Origin of the sequence: Variovorax sp. J22R115 (assembly GCF_030317005.1) — a bacterium.
Classification (GTDB): Bacteria; Pseudomonadota; Gammaproteobacteria; order Burkholderiales; family Burkholderiaceae_C; genus Variovorax.
In genome coordinates, this window is the sequence record NZ_JASZYM010000019.1 from 23,697 (window position 1) to 39,268 (window position 15,572).

Genomic DNA, 15,572 nt, shown 5'->3' on the forward strand with positions numbered 1-15,572 from the left:
CGACAGGTCTTACCTACTCACGAGGTACCGGATGAACGAAGAGAAGAGACTGCGTGCGGCCCGCCTGGCCGGCAAGGTCGCCCTGGTCACCGGCGCCGGCCCTGGCCTGGGCGGCGTGATCGCAGAGGCGATGGCCGACGAGGGCGCGCAGCTGGTGCTGTGCAACATCGACCAGGGGGCGCTGCAATACACGCAGTCTCGGCTCGAGGCACAGGGTGTGCAATGCCTCGCGCTGCGCTGCGATGTCTCCGATAGCGCCGCCGTCGACGCGATGTTCGCGCAGGCTGTGCAGCGCTTCGGCACGGTCGACATCCTGGTCAACAACGCCGCGCGCGTGCCCAATGCGCCCGCCGAGGAGGCACGGCGCAATCTACACCAGCAATACGTGACGACGCCGATGCCGCGCCAGTCGCTGGGCATCGTGTCTTCGCTGTCCGACGACGATTGGCTCAAATGGTGGGGAGTCAACATGCACGGCGTGTTCTTTTGCACCCGGGCAGCGCTGCGTCTCATGGAGCCACGGCGCTCGGGCAAGATCATCAACATCGCCTCGATCGCCGGGCTGGGCGCTGGCAGCACGCACAGCCCCGGCTACTCGGCGACCAAGGCCGGCGTCGTCAGCCTGACCAAGACCAGCGCGCTGGATGTCGCCGGCGCCAACATCTACGTGAATGCCATCGCCTGCGGCGGCATCCTGACGCCGCCGTTGGAGGACTATCTCGCGCGTGCCAGCGAAGAGCAGAGGAACCGCGTGAACCAGTTGATCCCGCTCGGGCGAGTCGGACGGCCTGAGGAATACGCCTCGCTCGCGGTGTACCTTGCCTCGGACGAACACTACCTGGTCGGGCAGGTGATCAGCCCCAACGGCGGCATGATCATCTGATTTCCTCAGGCGAACGGAACATTTTCATGAGAGCGCTGACGGTTGCAGCCGCCGCTGCCGATCTAGCCATCTTGGAGTGGATCGCACAGGCCGTATCGCTATCCGCGCGCGAGAGGCAACGTCAGAATGTCGCCCTGAAGCAGTCATGAGTTTTAGATGCGCGAGCGGCAGCTGAGGGCCCCATCACGGTACGTCAGCAGCGACCGCTGTCCGACGGGTCCGCAGCAGCGTTTGCCGCCCTTCCCTACCGCTAGACGAACTCCCGCTGTGATGCCGATTCCGGTCATCAAGTTGCCAAGGAAATCCCGTATCAACGACCGGTCCCAAGTTATTTGAGACATCGCCCGAGTCCCACCCTCTCACCGACTGCACCAACTCTGTTTACTCTCGAGGACCGCTTCGGGCCCTACCCATCCAACTTTGGTGCGATGGTCGAAGCGCTCGCGGCTTTCTATGCTGGCGCTGCAGCGATGCCGCTGGTCCCGTGAAAGGCTGCTCCGTGAGCACTCAAACTCGAACTCGACACCTGGCCGTAGCGATGTGCCTGTGCACCGTGCGGACGGCACGCGCCTGGTTCGGCATCCTCGCGTTGGCCTGTTCCGCTCTCGCCGCCGCGCAGGAGGCGCCCGCCTTCACGCGCGAGCAGCTCGATCAGATGATGGCGCCGATCGCGCTGTATCCCGATTCGCTGCTGTCGCAGGTGCTGATGGCCGCGACCTACCCGGCCGACGTGGCCGCTGCCGCGAAATGGTCGAAGGCCAACCCCAGCCAGAAGGGCGACGCCGCCGTGAAGGCGGTGCAGAGCCAGTCCTGGGACCCGAGCGTGCAATCGCTGGTTGCCTTCCCCCAGGTGCTCCAGACGATGGGCGACCAGCCCGACTGGGTTCAGAAACTCGGCGATGCCTTCCTCGCCTCGTCGAAGGATGTCCTCGACGCGGCCCAGCGGCTTCGCACCCAGGCCCAGCGCACGGGGAATCTCAAGAGCACGCCGGAGCAGAGGGTGTCGGTGGAACAGGAGCCGCAGACCCAGCAGACCGTGATCAAGATCGAGCCGGCGAACCCGCAGACCGTCTACGTGCCGGCCTACAACCCCGCCGTCGTGTACGGCACATGGCCCTACCCCGCCTACCCGCCCTACTACTACCCGCCGCCGGTCGGCTGGTACCCGGGCTCCGCCCTAGCCACGGGCATCGCCTTCGGCGTCGGCGTCGCGGCGGTGGGCGCGCTCTGGGGCAATTGCAACTGGGGCGGCGGCAACGTCAATATCAACACCAACCGCTACAACAGCATCAATACCAATCGGCAGATCGCGGCCAATCAGAGCAACTGGCAGCACAACGCGGCCAATCGCAAGGGCGTGCCCTACCGTGACGCGCGCAGCCAGCAGCAGTTCGAACGCGGCGTGGGCGGCGCGGATCAACGCGCGGACTTCCGTGGCCGCGACGGCGAGCGTGATGCGCAGCGCCAACAGGCCCAGTCATCGTTGCAGCAACGCGGCATGGACCCGGGCGCGGGACGCGAGAACCTGCGCAACGACCCGGCCACGCGAGACCGCGCACAGCGGGCCGCGGAGGGCGCCGGCCGCGACCGTGCGGGCGCTGGGGATCGTGGCGGCGCGGGCGGCAATGTCGGCGGCGGTGATCGTGGCGGCGCAGGCAGCAACTTCGCCGGTGGCGACCGCGGCGGTAGCGATCGCGGCGGCGGTGTTCGCGGCGGCGCAGGCGGCAATTTCGGCCAGACCGACCGCGGATCGGCACAACCGGTGCAGCACCGCGGTGCCAGCGACAACGCGCTGCGCGGAGCGGGCACTGCCTCGGACACCCGCCAGCAGATGGACCGCGGCGCAGCGAGCCGGCAATCGGCGGGCGCGGGAGGTGGCCACGCCCGCAGCGGTGGGGGTGGGGGTGGCGGCGCCCGAGCGGGCGGCGGTGGTGGTGGTCGTGGCGGCGGTGGTCGCCGCTAGCACGAGGAGCACGCCATGCCCCTCTCATCGTTCACCGGAATCCACACCATGCCCTATGCACTTCGGCTTCTTGCCGCGATGGCCATCACCGCCGCGGCGCTCGCTTGCGCGCCCGCTTGGGCCCAGCGCGTCTACCCGACCCCGGAGGCCGCGGCGCAGGCATTCACCGATGCCATCGCGAGCAACGACCTTGCCGCGCTGCACATCGTGCTCGGCCCGGAATGGCGGCGCTTCGTGCCGCCCGGGGAACTCGATCGCGAAGACATCTACGCCTTCCTCGAAGCCTCGTCGCGCAAGCACGGCATCGTTGCGGAAGGCAATGGCAGGGCCCTGCTGGCCGCAGGCGAAGGCGACTGGACGCTGCCCATCCCCATCGTGAAGGGCGGCGGCGGATGGCGCTTCGATCCGCGCGCCGGCGCCGACATGATGCAAACCCGCCGCATCGGCCGCAACGAGTTCGCGGCCATGCAGGCGGCGCTGGCGTATTTCGATGCGCAGCGGGAGTATGCGCGGACCGATCACGACGGCAACGGCGTGCTCGAATATGCGCAGAAGATCGCCAGCACACCCGGCCGGCGCGACGGCCTCTACTGGCCCGACGAGGCGGGCCAGCCACTGAGCCCGCTGGGCCCGATCTACGGCGGTTCGAAGCCCGGGCTGGGCTACCACGGCTACCTGTTCAAGATCCTCAAGGCGCAAGGGCCGAACGCTCCCGGGGGCACGTACGACTACATGATCGGCAACCGCATGCGAAGCGGCTTCGCGCTGGTCGCCTGGCCCGCGCGCTACGGTGAGTCGGGCGTGATGACCTTCATGGTGAACCACGAGGGCATCGTGTACGAGAAGGATCTCGGAGCCGGAACCGACGCAACAGCGCGTGCGATGAAGCGATTCGATCCTGATGCGAGTTGGCGAAAGGCGCCGGTGCCGGGAATTTGACGAGTTGGGGTTGGGCGTCGTTGATGATGGATCCGGGGGACGATGACAATCAACACTCCCGGGAATGCACCGCCGCCCTCGACCGCTGAAACTGGCACCATCCACATCAAGGAATCGGATGTGTTGCTCCCCTGCCTCGACTCAAGGCGTCATGGAACAACCTCCTGACTCTTCGCACCGAGCCAACAGCGATGTCAACAACAGACCGAAACAATCATTCACAGGCTTCGGCAGGAATCGGACGCTCACCGCCGATGAGGCGATCATCCCCATAGCACGACGACTTCCCAGTAGCACGACAGTGGCGACCAATCGGTTGATTTCGGCCATGAAACCCCTTCTCCAGGAAATCCGTCGAAGCCCGCTGCTCTGGCTCCTGGTCTTTGTCCCGGTGGTGTTCGTGACCGCGAAGCTCAAGCCCGAAGCGCACACAGTGCTCTTCGTGCTGTCCGTGCTCGCCATCGTGCCGCTCGCTGCGCTGCTGAGCCACGCCACCGAATCCGTCGCGGCCAAGACCGGCGACGCCGCGGGCGGACTGCTCAACGCCACACTGGGAAACCTGACCGAACTGGTCATTGCGCTTACTGCCTTGAGGGCAGGACAGATCATGTTGGTGAAGGCGTCCATTGCCGGCGCGATCGTGACCAATACGCTCTTCATGCTGGGCGCGTCGTTCCTGCTCGGCGGACTCAAGCACCACGTTCAGGAATTCAACCGGGTCAGCGCCCGCATGCAGGCAGGCCTGCTCTTCCTGGCCACGGTCGCATTGCTGATCCCTTCAGCGATGATCACGGTCGACTCGGCGCCTGCGTTTACGCAGACGCTGAGCGCGGGTCTGGCGGTGCTGCTCATGGTGGCCTACGCACTGGGCATGCTCTTCTCCCTGAAGACGCACCGCGAGTTGTTCGCCAGCGCGAAGCATGGTGATGATGGCGAACCGCCCTGGCCCATCGGGCTGGCCCTGGCCACCCTGGCCGGCGTGACCGTGCTCGTGGCGCTGGTCAGCGAAGTGTTCGTCGAGTCGGTTCAGAAGGCGGCCGAAGAATTCGGGATGACCCCGGCGTTTGTGGGTTTCATTGTTGTGTCGCTGGTCGGCGGTGCGGCGGAAATGAGTTCGGCCTTCTCCGGCGCGCGCAAGAACCGGCTGGACCTGAGCGTCGGCATCGCCTTGGGTAGCGCGTCGCAGATCGCGCTGTTCGTGGCGCCGGCGCTGATACTCCTGAGCTATTTCATCGCGCCGACGCCCATGGACCTTCAGTTCTGGCCGGGCGCCGTGGTGATGGTGATCATCGCCACCCTCACGGCGGTGCTGGTCACGAACAGTGGGCGCTCGGCGTGGTTCGTCGGCGTGCTGATACTGATGGTTTATGTGATCTTCGCGATGACGCTCTACCTGATGCCACCCAGGGCGATGGCATGAGTGAGCAGTCGGGCAACTTCGTCCAGGTGCCAGCGAGGCACGACACTACCTGCCTGGAAGATCAGAAGGCATGTCGGATTCCCACGTCGTACCCGATTGACTTGCTCGGCACCGCGGCGCCGGGGCCGCCGGGGATCGTGCCCGTGTAGAAGGCGGGTGCGCCGGTGACCGCCAGCCCGGCGCCATCCTTGTTGCTCACGTAGGCGACGGTGGAATACAGCGCGGTGCGCCTTGACAGGTTGTACACGTAGCCGAGGGCGAACTGATCGGATTTCGGATCGGGGTTCAGCCCGGCGATGTTCAGGTGCACGTTGTTGTACCTGACCAGCGAGTAGGCCGCACGGATCAGGCCGGCATCGACTGGAATGGTCACGCCCACCAGGCCGCCATTGGCACCAGGCTTCGTGACCCCGAACGGGGCGAACGTGTTGGTCGCCAGGTCGGTCTTCTGCTTGTTGTTCGAATACTCGCCGAACACTTTCACGGGCCCGAAGTCGTACGAAGCACCCAGGTTCCAGATATTCAGGGTGGTCGTGCTGCCCAGAAAGAAGTTGGAGCCGATGGTGCTCTTGCCGTAGGCCAGCGCGACGTCCAGGGGGCCGGTGGCGTAGCCGAAGCGACCGCCGATGTAGCAGCCGGCACGTGCGTCGTCGGCTACGGTCGCGAGCGCCGGGTTGGCGACGATCGCGGGGACGCCCGGAGGGGTCAGGCCGCCCGGATCGTAGCTGACCTTCTCATTCAAGGCGTACATGAACTGGCCGTAGAAGCCACCCAGGCTCGGAGGCAGGAAATAGCCGATCGAGTTCGAGGCACGAACGTAGTTGCGGTTCGACTGAAAGCCGCTGTTGGGCACGCCGAGGGCCGTGCCCCCGCTGGCGGTCGCGATCAGGCTGGTGCCCGCGCCGTTCGTGTTGAATGGATCGAAGACGCCGTCATTCCAGAATGTCGGGACATAGTCGCGCCCCAGACGCAGTTCACCGAGGATGCCGGACAGGCTCACCGTCGAACGACGATTGAAGTTCAGGCCCCCGCCGGTCGCCGCGCCACCGCCGTTGTCATTGGTCATGCCCGCTTCGAGCCAGAAGCTGGCGGCGATTCCGCCGCCGAGATCTTCGGTGCCACGGAAGCCCAGGCGGCTGGAGTTGTAGCCCCCGCTCGACAGCACCGTCTGGCTCTTGGTGATCGTCGTGCCGAGCGGCGTTTCGGACTGGCTCTTGTACCCGCTGACTGCGGCGTCGACGACTCCGAAGAGGGTGACCGATGACTGTGCCGAGGCCATGCCGGCAGCGGTCAGAGCCGCCAGGGCGATGAGGGTTTGCTTTTTCATATGAGATGTCTCCATCGAGAATTTGCTGAGGTGTGCTCGCTTTGTGTGTGCTGTCTTCACAGGCCCCAGCGCAGCAGGCCCAGCACGAGCGCTGCCAGGAAGACCGTCTCGCCCACCATCAGGACGATCGGCTTGAGGCCGACGGAGGCCAGCTCCTTGAGCTGTGTCTTCATTCCCAGAGCGCTGATGGCGATGACCAGGCACCAGCGCGAAAGGTCATTGGCGAATGTCTGCACCGACGGCGCGATCCAGCCGGTGCTGTTGAGGGCCGCAAGCACGATGAAGCCGACCGCGAACCAGGGCAGCAGGGGCGGGCGCTTGCCTCCCTGTTCACCGCCACGGCCACGACTGATCATCACCGCGCACACGATGACCGGCAACAGCATGGCCACCCGCATCAGCTTCACCACCGTGGCGGTATCTCCGGTCTGCTGCGACATCCCATAGCCGGCGCCCACGACCTGGGCCACGTCATGGATGGTTCCCCCCAGGAACATGCCGGCCTGCGTCGGGTCGAGGCCGAACAGCTGGACCACCATCGGGTACACGATCATGGCCATCGTCGACAAGGCCGAAACGCCAATGACCGTGAAGAGGGTCGCCCGTTCCTTCCCCGGGTGCGCCGGCAAGGCCGCCGCCAGGGCAAGTGCCGCCGAGGCCCCGCAAATGGCGGTCGCGCCGCCGGTGAGCAGCCCGAACAAGGTCTGGAATCCCATGGCGCGGGCGGCCAGCATGGCCACGAGAATGGTCAGGATGACCGAACCCACCACGAGCACCACCGGGTGCCATCCCAGCGCCGCGATCTGGGAGAACGTGAGGCGCATGCCCAGCAGCGCGACGCCGACGCGCAGCACCTCCCGCGATGTGAACTCGATGCCGGGCTTGCATTTGCCATCCGCGGAAAGGAAGTTCACGGCCATGCCGAGCAACAGCGCGAAAAGCATGACCGGTGCGTGGTAGTGATCGGCCAGGAAGGTGGCCGCCGCGGCCACCACGATGCTCATCAGGAGGCCCGGAACGAGCAGGTTGCTGCGTGCGCGCACGGAAGTGGCGAGTGTTGTCATGGCAAGAGTCTTCAGGAATGGCGGCGCGGATGCCGATTCGGATGTGCGTGGGTGTCGAACGGCCAGCTTCAGATCGTTGAGGCGGCCGCGGCCTCGCACGCCTCGCCCATGGCTTCGAGCAGCACACCTTGCGGCTGTGCACCGCGGAGTGAAATCTGTCGGTTGAAAACGAGGAGTGGCACGCTCGAGACGCGGTTCTGTTCGGGAAAGCGATGTTCGTGATCCAGCCACGCCCTCCACGCGGCCGGGTCAATCTCGTGGCGACTGCCGATGGCCAGCAGGCTGTCTTCGTCACCAAGGTCCGCGCCTTGTTGGAAATACCCCTCCAGGAGCGCGTCCAGGAGGGCGTTCAGCATCTCGGGCGACAGTTTCTCTGTGCCGTAGGCCAGCATCTGGTGCGCGAGTCGCGTGTTCGGAAAGCGGCGAATCCGCTCGAAGTGCACCTCGGTGCCTGCGCGCCTGGCGGCGGCCCGAACCTGTGCCTGCCGGGCATGCACGGCGTCGATGCTTCCCAGGCGCTGCCGATAGAACGCTTCGAAGTCCAAGCCCTCCACGGGCAGGTCCGGGAACAGTTGCACAGAGCGCCAGTGCACTTGCACCGCAGGGTTGCCAGGGACATTGGTGAACTCCGCCACTGCCCGATCCAGTTGTCTCTTGCCGATCAGGCACCAGGGACAGACCAGGTCAAGGTAGAAGTCGATGTGGAGCGCGTGTGTCATATGCGGCTTTTCAGGGTGCGACGGCGAGCGCCACGTTGGAAACTTTGGCAACGTCGGCGTCATAGCTGCGCGCGGACCAGATGAAAGCCGCGGCGGCCAGCACGCTGAAGCAGGGCACGATCGCCATCGCCTGCTGAAGGCCCCATTGGTCCGACAGCACGCCCACCAGGAAGGGGCCGACAGCCAGGCCGAACAGGTTCTGGAACAGCGACAGCACGGCCGAGCCCGTGGAACGCACGCCAGGGTGAATCACGTCGATGACTACACCCGACACCACGCCCACGGTGCAGGTCATGAAGAAGCCGCCCAGCAGCACCAGCTTGAATTGCGTCTCTCCGGGCTCGGTACCCGCGAAGGCCACGAGGAAAATCGCCAGGGTGACCAGGCACAGGACGGCCAGGGCAGGAAGCTTGTTGCGGGGACGGCGCAGCGCCAACCGGTCCACCACGTAGCCCCAGAACACGGAGCCCACCGCGCCGACGAGCACCACCATCGCGGCCTGCTTGCCCGCAGCGTCTGGCGCGATGCCCTGGAAGCGGTTGAGGTAGCTCGGCAGCCACGACCACACGGCGGAGACCACGATGAGCTGCATGGCAGAGCCCACGCAGACCCACAGCATGGTGCGCGTTCGCGCCAGGGCGCCGAAGATGTGCTTGAGCGTGGCGCCGAGCGACTGGGTAACCTTGTCCAGCCGAGGTGTGAGGGCCACGGTCTTGTAGTCCCGCACGAGCAGGTACAGCAGTGCCATCACGAGGCCTGGCACGCCGACCACGCCGAACGCAGCCCGCCAACCCCACTTGGCCGCAATCATGCCCCCGAGCACCACGCCGAGCACGGAGCCCAGCGATGCCGCCGCGAAGAAGGCGCCCAGCAGCGCCCCGCGCAGGCGCTTGGGAAACAGCGTCGAGATCAATGCCGCGCCGACCGAGCCGTAGCCGGTCTCGCCGGCACCCACCACCGCACGCGCCGCAAACAGCTGGCCGAAATTGTTGGTGAACATGCAGGAGATGCTGGCCAGGCTCCAGACGCTCGCCATCACGAAGATGCTCTTCACGCGGCTCACCCGGTCGGCCAGCAGCGCCACGGGGATCCCGCCGATCGCCACCACGATCGAGATGATGGAAACCAGCGCGCCAAGCTGCTTGTCGCTCAGATTCCATTCGCTCTTGATATGCGGAAAGAGCGAGACGATGACCTGCCGGTCGATGTAGTCGAACAGCATCAGGCCGAAGGTCATCGCGAAGGCGAACCAGGCCTGTCGCCTGCTGGTGAGGTAGTCGTCCTTGCGCGAGGGCAAGGCGACTCCTGCCATTGTCATGGTCATGGCTTGTCTCTTGGATCGTTTTTTGAGTGTCTCGGCGACGGCTAGGCGTGCGACGCCGCCTTGCGCAGGAAGCCCTGCTGGCCGCCGTTGCGGTTGGGCGCAAAGCCGTTGGCCAGCAGGCTTTCTTCCACCGTGTCGTAGAAGACGCCGATCCTGCTGATCTCGCGCGCCTGTTGGGCGGTCGCGATCGGGCGGCCGAACTCGCGCGAGATGCGCACCAACTGCTCGACCTGCGCGACCGTGCCGATCTTCGCGGTGCGCGACTGGTTCCAGAGGTTGTCCTCGGTGCCCGTGCGCACGTGCAGGCCCATGGCAATGCCCATCATGTTGACCGGCAGCACGTTGAGCACCGAGCTTTCCACGGTCAGTACCGCGCCGTCCGGCGCTGCACGCACGAAGTTCGCCAGGTTGTAGATGTTCGGTGCGTCCATGCCGCCGCCGATCGCCACCCAGTTCATGACCAGCGGGCCCTTGTAGATGCCGCGCCGCATCAAGCGCTCGACCGACTCGAAGCTGTTGATGTTGTAGCACTGGAAGGCGCTCTGGATGCCGGCCTTGGTGAGGCGGCGGATGTGCTCCTCGGCCCACCCGGGCTGGGCCGGCACCGTCATCTCCTTGTAGGCATTGAAGACGTCCGGGTCTTCCATCGAGGTGCCCTTGATGTCCCGGATGTCGAACTGCTCGAGGATGTTCATTTGCGACGTGTTGATCGTCACCGTGACCTGGTCGGGCTTGGGATCGAGCTCGGCCAGCATGTGGCGCGTGTCGTCGGAGAGCCACTTCGCTGCCGCACCGTCGGTCTCGGGCGCGAAGCTGATGGAGCCGCCCACCTGGATGATCATTTCGGGCACGCGGGCACGCACGCCGGCGATCAGTTCGTTGAACTTGGACAGGCGCTTGCTGCCCTTGCCGTCGAGTTCGCGCACGTGCAGGTGCAGCACCGTCGCGCCGGCGTTGTAGCAATCCACGGCCTTCTGGATCTGCGCTTCCATCGTGACCGGGATGTCCTCGGGAAAGTCGGAGGGCATCCAAGACGGTGCATAGGGCGCCGCGGTGATGATCAGCGGCTGCTGGTTTTCGGGGAACAGGGATCCATCGAGGAAGTTCATGGTGTGTCTCGCTGAAAAGTTGTGGAAAGGTGATGAGGGCGGGTGCGAAGTGGCTTCAGAAGGGCTTGTCGCCCACGATGGCAGCGCGTTCCATCTTGCGGTGGCAAGGCGGGTAGTCCATGACCGCGTAGTGCTGGGTGCTGCGGTTGTCCCAGATCGCGATGCTGTTGGGCTTCCAGCGCCAGCGCACCTGGTATTCGGGGATGTTCGCCTGGGCGATCAGATACTTCAGCAGGTCGACGCCGGTCTGGTTGTAGTCCTGGCCGTAGCGCACGTTCTTCTTGTTGTGGAAGTTGACGAAGTGCGTCGTGAAGGCGTTGACGAAAAGCACCTTCTCCTTCGTCTCGGGGTGCGTGCGCACCACGGGGTGTTCGGCGTCCGGGTACTGGGCCCTCATGGCCAGGCGCTTCTCCCGCGGCATTGCCGCGGCGAAGGAACTGTTGAAACTGTGATTGGCCCACAGGTCGGCGATCTGCGCCTTGACGTCGTCGGGCAGCTTCTCGTAGGCCATGACCATGTTGGCCCACATCGTGTCGCCGCCGACCGGCGGGCATTCGACGCAGCGCAGCACGGCGCCCAGCGAGGGCGCCTCGCGCCATGTGCCGTCGGTGTGCCAGGCATTCTCATACCGGTCGGCCGGGCTGTCCGGGTCCTTGTAGATCTGGACCAGGCCCGGCGCATCCGGATGGGTGGGCACCATCGGATGGGTTTCCAGTTGCCCGAGCCGCGATGCGAAGTCCACGTGGGCCTGGCGCGAGATGTCCTGGTCGCGCAGGAAGAGCACACGGTGCTTCAGCAGGGCTTCGTAGACCTCGTTGAACAGGCCGTTGTCGTAGGCGGCATCCTCCAGGCTCACATCGAGCAATTCGGCGCCGATGCTGCAGGTCAGTTGTTCGATTCTCATGAAATTGTCTCCAGTGGGTTTGTGCTTCTCAGACGACGAAGATCGAGGAACCCGTCGTCTTGCGCGATTCCAGGTCTCGGTGGGCTTGCACGGCGTCTTGCAGGGCGTAGTGCTGATTGATCTCGATCCTGATGCGGCCCGCCGCCACGTGACCGAAGACCTCGTCCGCCAGTTGCGCCTTCTCGACAGGGTCCGCGATGTAGTCGGCCAGCGCCGGCCGGGTCAGGTGCAGGGATCCCTTCACGGCCAGCAGCTGCGGCCCGAAGGGTGCAACCGGGCCGCTGGCCGTGCCGACGCAGACCATCAGGCCGCGGCGCTTGAGCGAATCGAGCGAGGCCATGAACGTGCTCTGGCCGACGCTGTCGAACACCACGTTCACGCCCACGCCATCGGTGATCTCGCGCACGCGCCGGGCCACGTCTTCATGGCTGTAGTTGATGGTGTATGCGCAGCCGTGCGAACGGGCCATCTCTGCCTTTTCTTCGGTCGAAACCGTGCCGATGACCGTGATGCCCAGCAGCCTGGCCCATTGCGCGACGATCAGGCCGACACCCCCCGCCGCGGCGTGCAGCAGCAGGGTGTCGCCCTGCTTGAACGGGTAGATGCGGCGCATCAGGTAGGCGCTGGTCAGGCCGCGCATCGTCATGGCGGCGGCGGTTTCGAACGCGATGGTCTCCGGCAGACGGATCAGGGGCGCAGCCGAGATCAGCCTTTCGGTGCTGTACGCACCCAACGTGTCGATGAACCCCGTGTAGGTGACGCGATCGCCGACCGCCAGATGGGCCACGCCCTCGCCCACTTCCTGCACGACCCCGGCCGCCTCGACGCCGAGGCCGCTGGGCATGGGCACGGGATAGGTGCCGTCGCGAAAATAGGTGTCGGCGTAGTTGAGGCCGACAGCCACATGGCGCAGCCGCACCTGGCCCGGGCCGGGGCGGCCCACCTCGATGTCCTCGCAACGAAGGACTTCCGGTCCACCGGTCTGCGCGAGTCGTATTGCCTTTGCCATTCATGTCTCCTGCTTGGATTGCGTGGGATCAACTTTAGGGATCGCGAGGCCAAGACGCCGTGCAACTTGCGCCATCGATTTCGCATTCCGTGCCAGAATTTGCCGAGGCCGTATTGCCCCGTCCCACCATGGTTCCGCTCGTTCGTGCCGCAGCCCTGACCAACTATCTGGAGGTCGCCAACAGCCTCGGTTTCAACCCCACGGAGGCACTTCGGCGTGCGGGCCTGAGCCAGGCCATGCTCAAGGACCCCGAGCAACGGATCCCGACGGATGCGGCGGTCGCCTTGCTGGAAGAGTCGGCCGCGTCTTGCGGATGCATGGACTTCGGTCTGCGCATGGCAGAGTCGCGGCAGCTGTCGCACTTCGGAGCCATCAGCCTGCTGATCAGTCATCAGCCCACGTTGCGGGATGCCCTGGTCACCACCATCGACTACCGGCACCTTCTCAACGAAAGCCTGGCAACGCAGATCGAGGAGGCGGGGAGGATCGTGATCGTTCGGCTCGAGGTGGTGGCCCACGTGCCCGCGCGTCAGGCCACGGAACTGGCCATCGGCGTGTTGTTCCGAATGTGTGCGGCCCTCATGGGGGCGCGGTGGCAACCTGACAGCGTGAACTTCACCCATGCGGCCCCGAGTGATCTGCGATTGCATCGCCGCGTGTTCGCCTGCAGATTGGAATTCGACAGCGACTTCAGTGGCATCGTCATTCCTGCCGCGGACCTGGATGCACCCAACCCGTCTGCCGATCCGGCCATGGCCCGCTATGCAAGGCAGTTCATCGAAACCCTGCCTCGGGCAAGCGGCAACAAGATCATGGTGGAGGTGCGTCGAGCGATCTACCTGACACTGCCCATGGGGCGCGCCACCAGCGAGTGCGTGGCGCAAGGTCTCGGGCTGAGCGTGCGTTCGATGCAGCGCCAGCTGGACGAAGCAGGAGCAACCTTCACCTCACTGGTCAATGAAGTGCGCTGCGAACTGGCTCCCCGGTACATCGACAACTCCAGGTACAGCCTGCATCAGGTATCGGAGTTGCTTGGCTACAGCACGCAGGGCTCTTTCACGCGCTGGTTCACCACCCAGTTTCACCAGGTTCCATCGGCATGGCGTGAGAGCCACGCGGCGAAGGCGTGAACCCCTGCCCCGTCTCGAAGCGATCGAGAGGGGGGTGGTCCAGGTTCCTCAAACGATGTTTCGCAGCTCGCGCCTGAGGATCTTGCCCACCGTGGACTTGGGAAGGGCTTCGACGATGGAAACGGCCTTGGGCACCTTGTAGCCCGTCAGGGATTCTCTGCAGTGCTTGATGACGGCCTGCTCGGTCGGCCCGGCACCAGGTGCCTTCACCACGAACAGACGCAGCGCCTCGCCGGTCTTCTCGTCGGGTACGCCCACGCAGGCGCACTCGGCGACGCCAGGGCACGCAGTCGCCACAGCTTCGATCTCGTTCGGGTAGACGTTGAATCCCGAGACGATGATCATGTCCTTGATGCGGTCCACGATCTTGAGGAATCCGCGCGCGTCGAACACGCCGACGTCGCCTGTGCGGAAGTACCCATCCGGCGTGAAGGCTGCGTCGTTGGCGTCGGGCTTCTGCCAATAGCCGCTCATGACCTGCGGGCCCTTGGCGCAGATCTCTCCGGAATGGCCGAGGGGCACCTCGTTGCCCTTGTCGTCGATGAGCTTGATGTCCGTCGATGGCAGAGGCAGCCCCGTCGTGCCGGTGAATTCGGCGACGAACGGAGGATTGATGGACAGGATCGGGCTGGTTTCCGACAGTCCGTAGCCCTCCAGAATGAAGCATCCGGTGACTTCCTTCCAGCGCTCGGACGTGGCGCCGACCACGGCGGCTCCTCCGCCAACTGACAGGCGCAGCTGCGAGAAATCCACCTCCTTGAGGCGCGGATGCGCGGCCAGGCCGGCATAGAGCGTGTTGACGCCGGTGAAGACCGTCGGACGCGACTGCTTGAAGGTGTCGATCAATCCGTCCATGTCACGCGGATTCGCGACCAGCCAGTTCTCCGCCCCGATCGAGAAGTAGCTGATCAGGTTCACCATCAACGCGAAGATGTGATACAGCGGCAAGGCCGTCACCACCACCTCCTCGCCGGGCCGGGTGGTCTCCCGCATGAAGGCCTTGTACTGCTCGGTGTTGGCCACCAGGTTGCGATGCGAGAGACACGCACCCTTGGACACGCCGGTGGTGCCACCGGTGTACTGCAGGAACAGGAGATCGTCGCCGGTCAACGACGGGGCGCGGTAGTCCGTGGGCTTGTCTTCGGCCAGGATGTCCGCCAGGGCCAGCGTGCGGGTCAGGCGCGAATCGGCCGCAGGCCCCGGAACCGCCCCCGCCAGTGCGTCGCCCGGACTCACCGTGATGACCTGGGTGACGGCCGTTTGCGCGATCACTTCGGCCAGTGTCGAAGTGGACCCGTTGAACACGACGACGGTCTTCACGCCCGCATCATTGAGCTGATGGGCGAGCTCCCGGGGCGTGTACAGCGGGTTCACATTGACCTGCACCGCACCCACACGGGCAATCCCCATGAACACCACCGGGAAGGCCGCCAGATTGGGCATCATGACCGCGATGCGATCGCCCTTGGACGCGCCGAGTTCACGCTGCAGAAAGCTGGCGAAGCGTGCCGACAGCCGGTCGACGTCACCGTAGCTCAGTCCTTGTCCGAACGAGTGGAACGCCGTCTTGTCGGCATATCGGTCCATGGCCTCTTCCAGCAACGCAACGATCGAGCTGTAGGCGTCGGGGTTGATCTGCGGCGGTACTTCGCCGTACGCGTGAAGCCAGGGTCGTTGGGTCATCTGTCTTGTCTCCGTAAATGTCATCGGGGGAAGTTGGGATGCAGGCGGGCGCCTGCGGCCTCGGGGCGGAAGCGAGCGCCACGACGAAGCAATCCTCG

General features: G+C 65.2%; 13 protein-coding genes. 5 read left to right on the forward strand and 8 right to left on the reverse strand.

Features of this window, described 5'->3' with window-relative positions; all coding sequences use genetic code 11:
- Positions 1-31: 31 nt before the first annotated feature.
- From QTI04_RS28105 to cax, 4 genes are all read left to right on the forward strand, one after another.
- Positions 32-883 carry an SDR family NAD(P)-dependent oxidoreductase gene (locus tag QTI04_RS28105; protein ID WP_286618462.1) on the forward strand — a complete coding sequence of 284 codons (852 nt, stop codon included), beginning with the start codon at positions 32-34 and terminating at the stop codon, positions 881-883.
- 499 nt (positions 884-1,382) lie between these two features.
- Complete coding sequence (locus tag QTI04_RS28110) at positions 1,383-2,846, forward strand: DUF3300 domain-containing protein (protein WP_286618464.1); 1,464 nt, start codon at positions 1,383-1,385, stop codon at positions 2,844-2,846.
- A gap of 15 nt (positions 2,847-2,861) precedes the next feature.
- Positions 2,862-3,785, forward strand: a complete 924-nt coding sequence (locus QTI04_RS28115; RefSeq protein WP_286618466.1) for a DUF2950 domain-containing protein — start codon at positions 2,862-2,864, stop codon at positions 3,783-3,785.
- A 328-nt stretch (positions 3,786-4,113) separates the two neighbouring features.
- Entirely contained in the window at positions 4,114-5,205 is a 1,092-nt protein-coding gene (gene cax, locus QTI04_RS28120; protein WP_286618467.1) for a calcium/proton exchanger, read from the forward strand.
- 61 nt (positions 5,206-5,266) lie between these two features.
- Here the strand turns inward: cax and QTI04_RS28125 are convergent, their stop codons facing one another.
- The 7 genes from QTI04_RS28125 to QTI04_RS28155 all read right to left on the reverse strand — a co-directional run bounded on the left by QTI04_RS28125 (position 5,267) and on the right by QTI04_RS28155 (position 12,661).
- The gene (locus QTI04_RS28125; protein WP_286618468.1) at positions 5,267-6,532 is read right to left on the reverse strand and encodes a porin; all 1,266 of its coding nucleotides are present in this window, start codon (positions 6,530-6,532) and stop codon (positions 5,267-5,269) included.
- A gap of 56 nt (positions 6,533-6,588) precedes the next feature.
- Positions 6,589-7,596, reverse strand: coding sequence for a YeiH family protein (locus tag QTI04_RS28130; protein WP_286602424.1), 1,008 nt, complete (start codon positions 7,594-7,596; stop codon positions 6,589-6,591).
- A 68-nt stretch (positions 7,597-7,664) separates the two neighbouring features.
- Positions 7,665-8,378, reverse strand: a complete 714-nt coding sequence (locus QTI04_RS28135; RefSeq protein ID WP_336621911.1) for a DsbA family oxidoreductase — start codon at positions 8,376-8,378, stop codon at positions 7,665-7,667.
- Positions 8,326-9,633 (reverse strand): MFS transporter, encoded by a 1,308-nt coding sequence (locus tag QTI04_RS28140; RefSeq protein ID WP_286618583.1) that lies wholly within the window; start codon positions 9,631-9,633, stop codon positions 8,326-8,328. Before QTI04_RS28140 ends, QTI04_RS28135 begins: the two co-directional genes overlap by 53 nt.
- 47 nt (positions 9,634-9,680) lie before the next feature.
- Entirely contained in the window at positions 9,681-10,748 is a 1,068-nt protein-coding gene (locus tag QTI04_RS28145) for a 3-keto-5-aminohexanoate cleavage protein (RefSeq protein WP_286602420.1), read from the reverse strand.
- A gap of 55 nt (positions 10,749-10,803) precedes the next feature.
- Positions 10,804-11,652, reverse strand: coding sequence for a TauD/TfdA family dioxygenase (locus QTI04_RS28150; RefSeq protein ID WP_286618470.1), 849 nt, complete (start codon positions 11,650-11,652; stop codon positions 10,804-10,806).
- A 28-nt stretch (positions 11,653-11,680) separates the two neighbouring features.
- On the reverse strand, positions 11,681-12,661 hold the full coding sequence (locus QTI04_RS28155; protein ID WP_286618471.1) for a quinone oxidoreductase: 981 nt from the start codon (positions 12,659-12,661) through the stop codon (positions 11,681-11,683).
- A 113-nt stretch (positions 12,662-12,774) separates the two neighbouring features.
- On the opposite strand from QTI04_RS28155, the gene QTI04_RS28160 reads away from it, so the two are divergent.
- Complete coding sequence (locus QTI04_RS28160; protein ID WP_336621912.1) at positions 12,775-13,791, forward strand: AraC family transcriptional regulator; 1,017 nt, start codon at positions 12,775-12,777, stop codon at positions 13,789-13,791.
- A gap of 48 nt (positions 13,792-13,839) precedes the next feature.
- Here QTI04_RS28160 and QTI04_RS28165 read toward each other — a convergent pair whose 3' ends face one another.
- Entirely contained in the window at positions 13,840-15,474 is a 1,635-nt protein-coding gene (locus QTI04_RS28165) for an AMP-binding protein (protein WP_286618473.1), read from the reverse strand.
- Positions 15,475-15,572 lie beyond the last annotated feature (98 nt).

Bases quoted from the DNA above. Each gene is read 5' to 3' on its own strand.
- QTI04_RS28105 (WP_286618462.1), top strand. From the start codon at position 32: ATGAACGAAGAGAAGAGACTGCGTGCGGCCCGCCTGGCCGGCAAGGTC.
- QTI04_RS28115 (WP_286618466.1), top strand. From the start codon at position 2,862: ATGCCCCTCTCATCGTTCACCGGAATCCACACCATGCCCTATGCACTT.
- cax (WP_286618467.1), top strand. From the start codon at position 4,114: ATGAAACCCCTTCTCCAGGAAATCCGTCGAAGCCCGCTGCTCTGGCTC.
- QTI04_RS28125 (WP_286618468.1), bottom strand. From the start codon at position 6,532: ATGAAAAAGCAAACCCTCATCGCCCTGGCGGCTCTGACCGCTGCCGGC.
- QTI04_RS28130 (WP_286602424.1), bottom strand. From the start codon at position 7,596: ATGACAACACTCGCCACTTCCGTGCGCGCACGCAGCAACCTGCTCGTT.
- QTI04_RS28135 (WP_336621911.1), bottom strand. From the start codon at position 8,378: ATGACGCCGACGTTGCCAAAGTTTCCAACGTGGCGCTCGCCGTCGCAC.
- QTI04_RS28140 (WP_286618583.1), bottom strand. From the start codon at position 9,633: ATGACAATGGCAGGAGTCGCCTTGCCCTCGCGCAAGGACGACTACCTC.
- QTI04_RS28145 (WP_286602420.1), bottom strand. From the start codon at position 10,748: ATGAACTTCCTCGATGGATCCCTGTTCCCCGAAAACCAGCAGCCGCTG.
- QTI04_RS28150 (WP_286618470.1), bottom strand. From the start codon at position 11,652: ATGAGAATCGAACAACTGACCTGCAGCATCGGCGCCGAATTGCTCGAT.
- QTI04_RS28155 (WP_286618471.1), bottom strand. From the start codon at position 12,661: ATGGCAAAGGCAATACGACTCGCGCAGACCGGTGGACCGGAAGTCCTT.
- QTI04_RS28165 (WP_286618473.1), bottom strand. From the start codon at position 15,474: ATGACCCAACGACCCTGGCTTCACGCGTACGGCGAAGTACCGCCGCAG.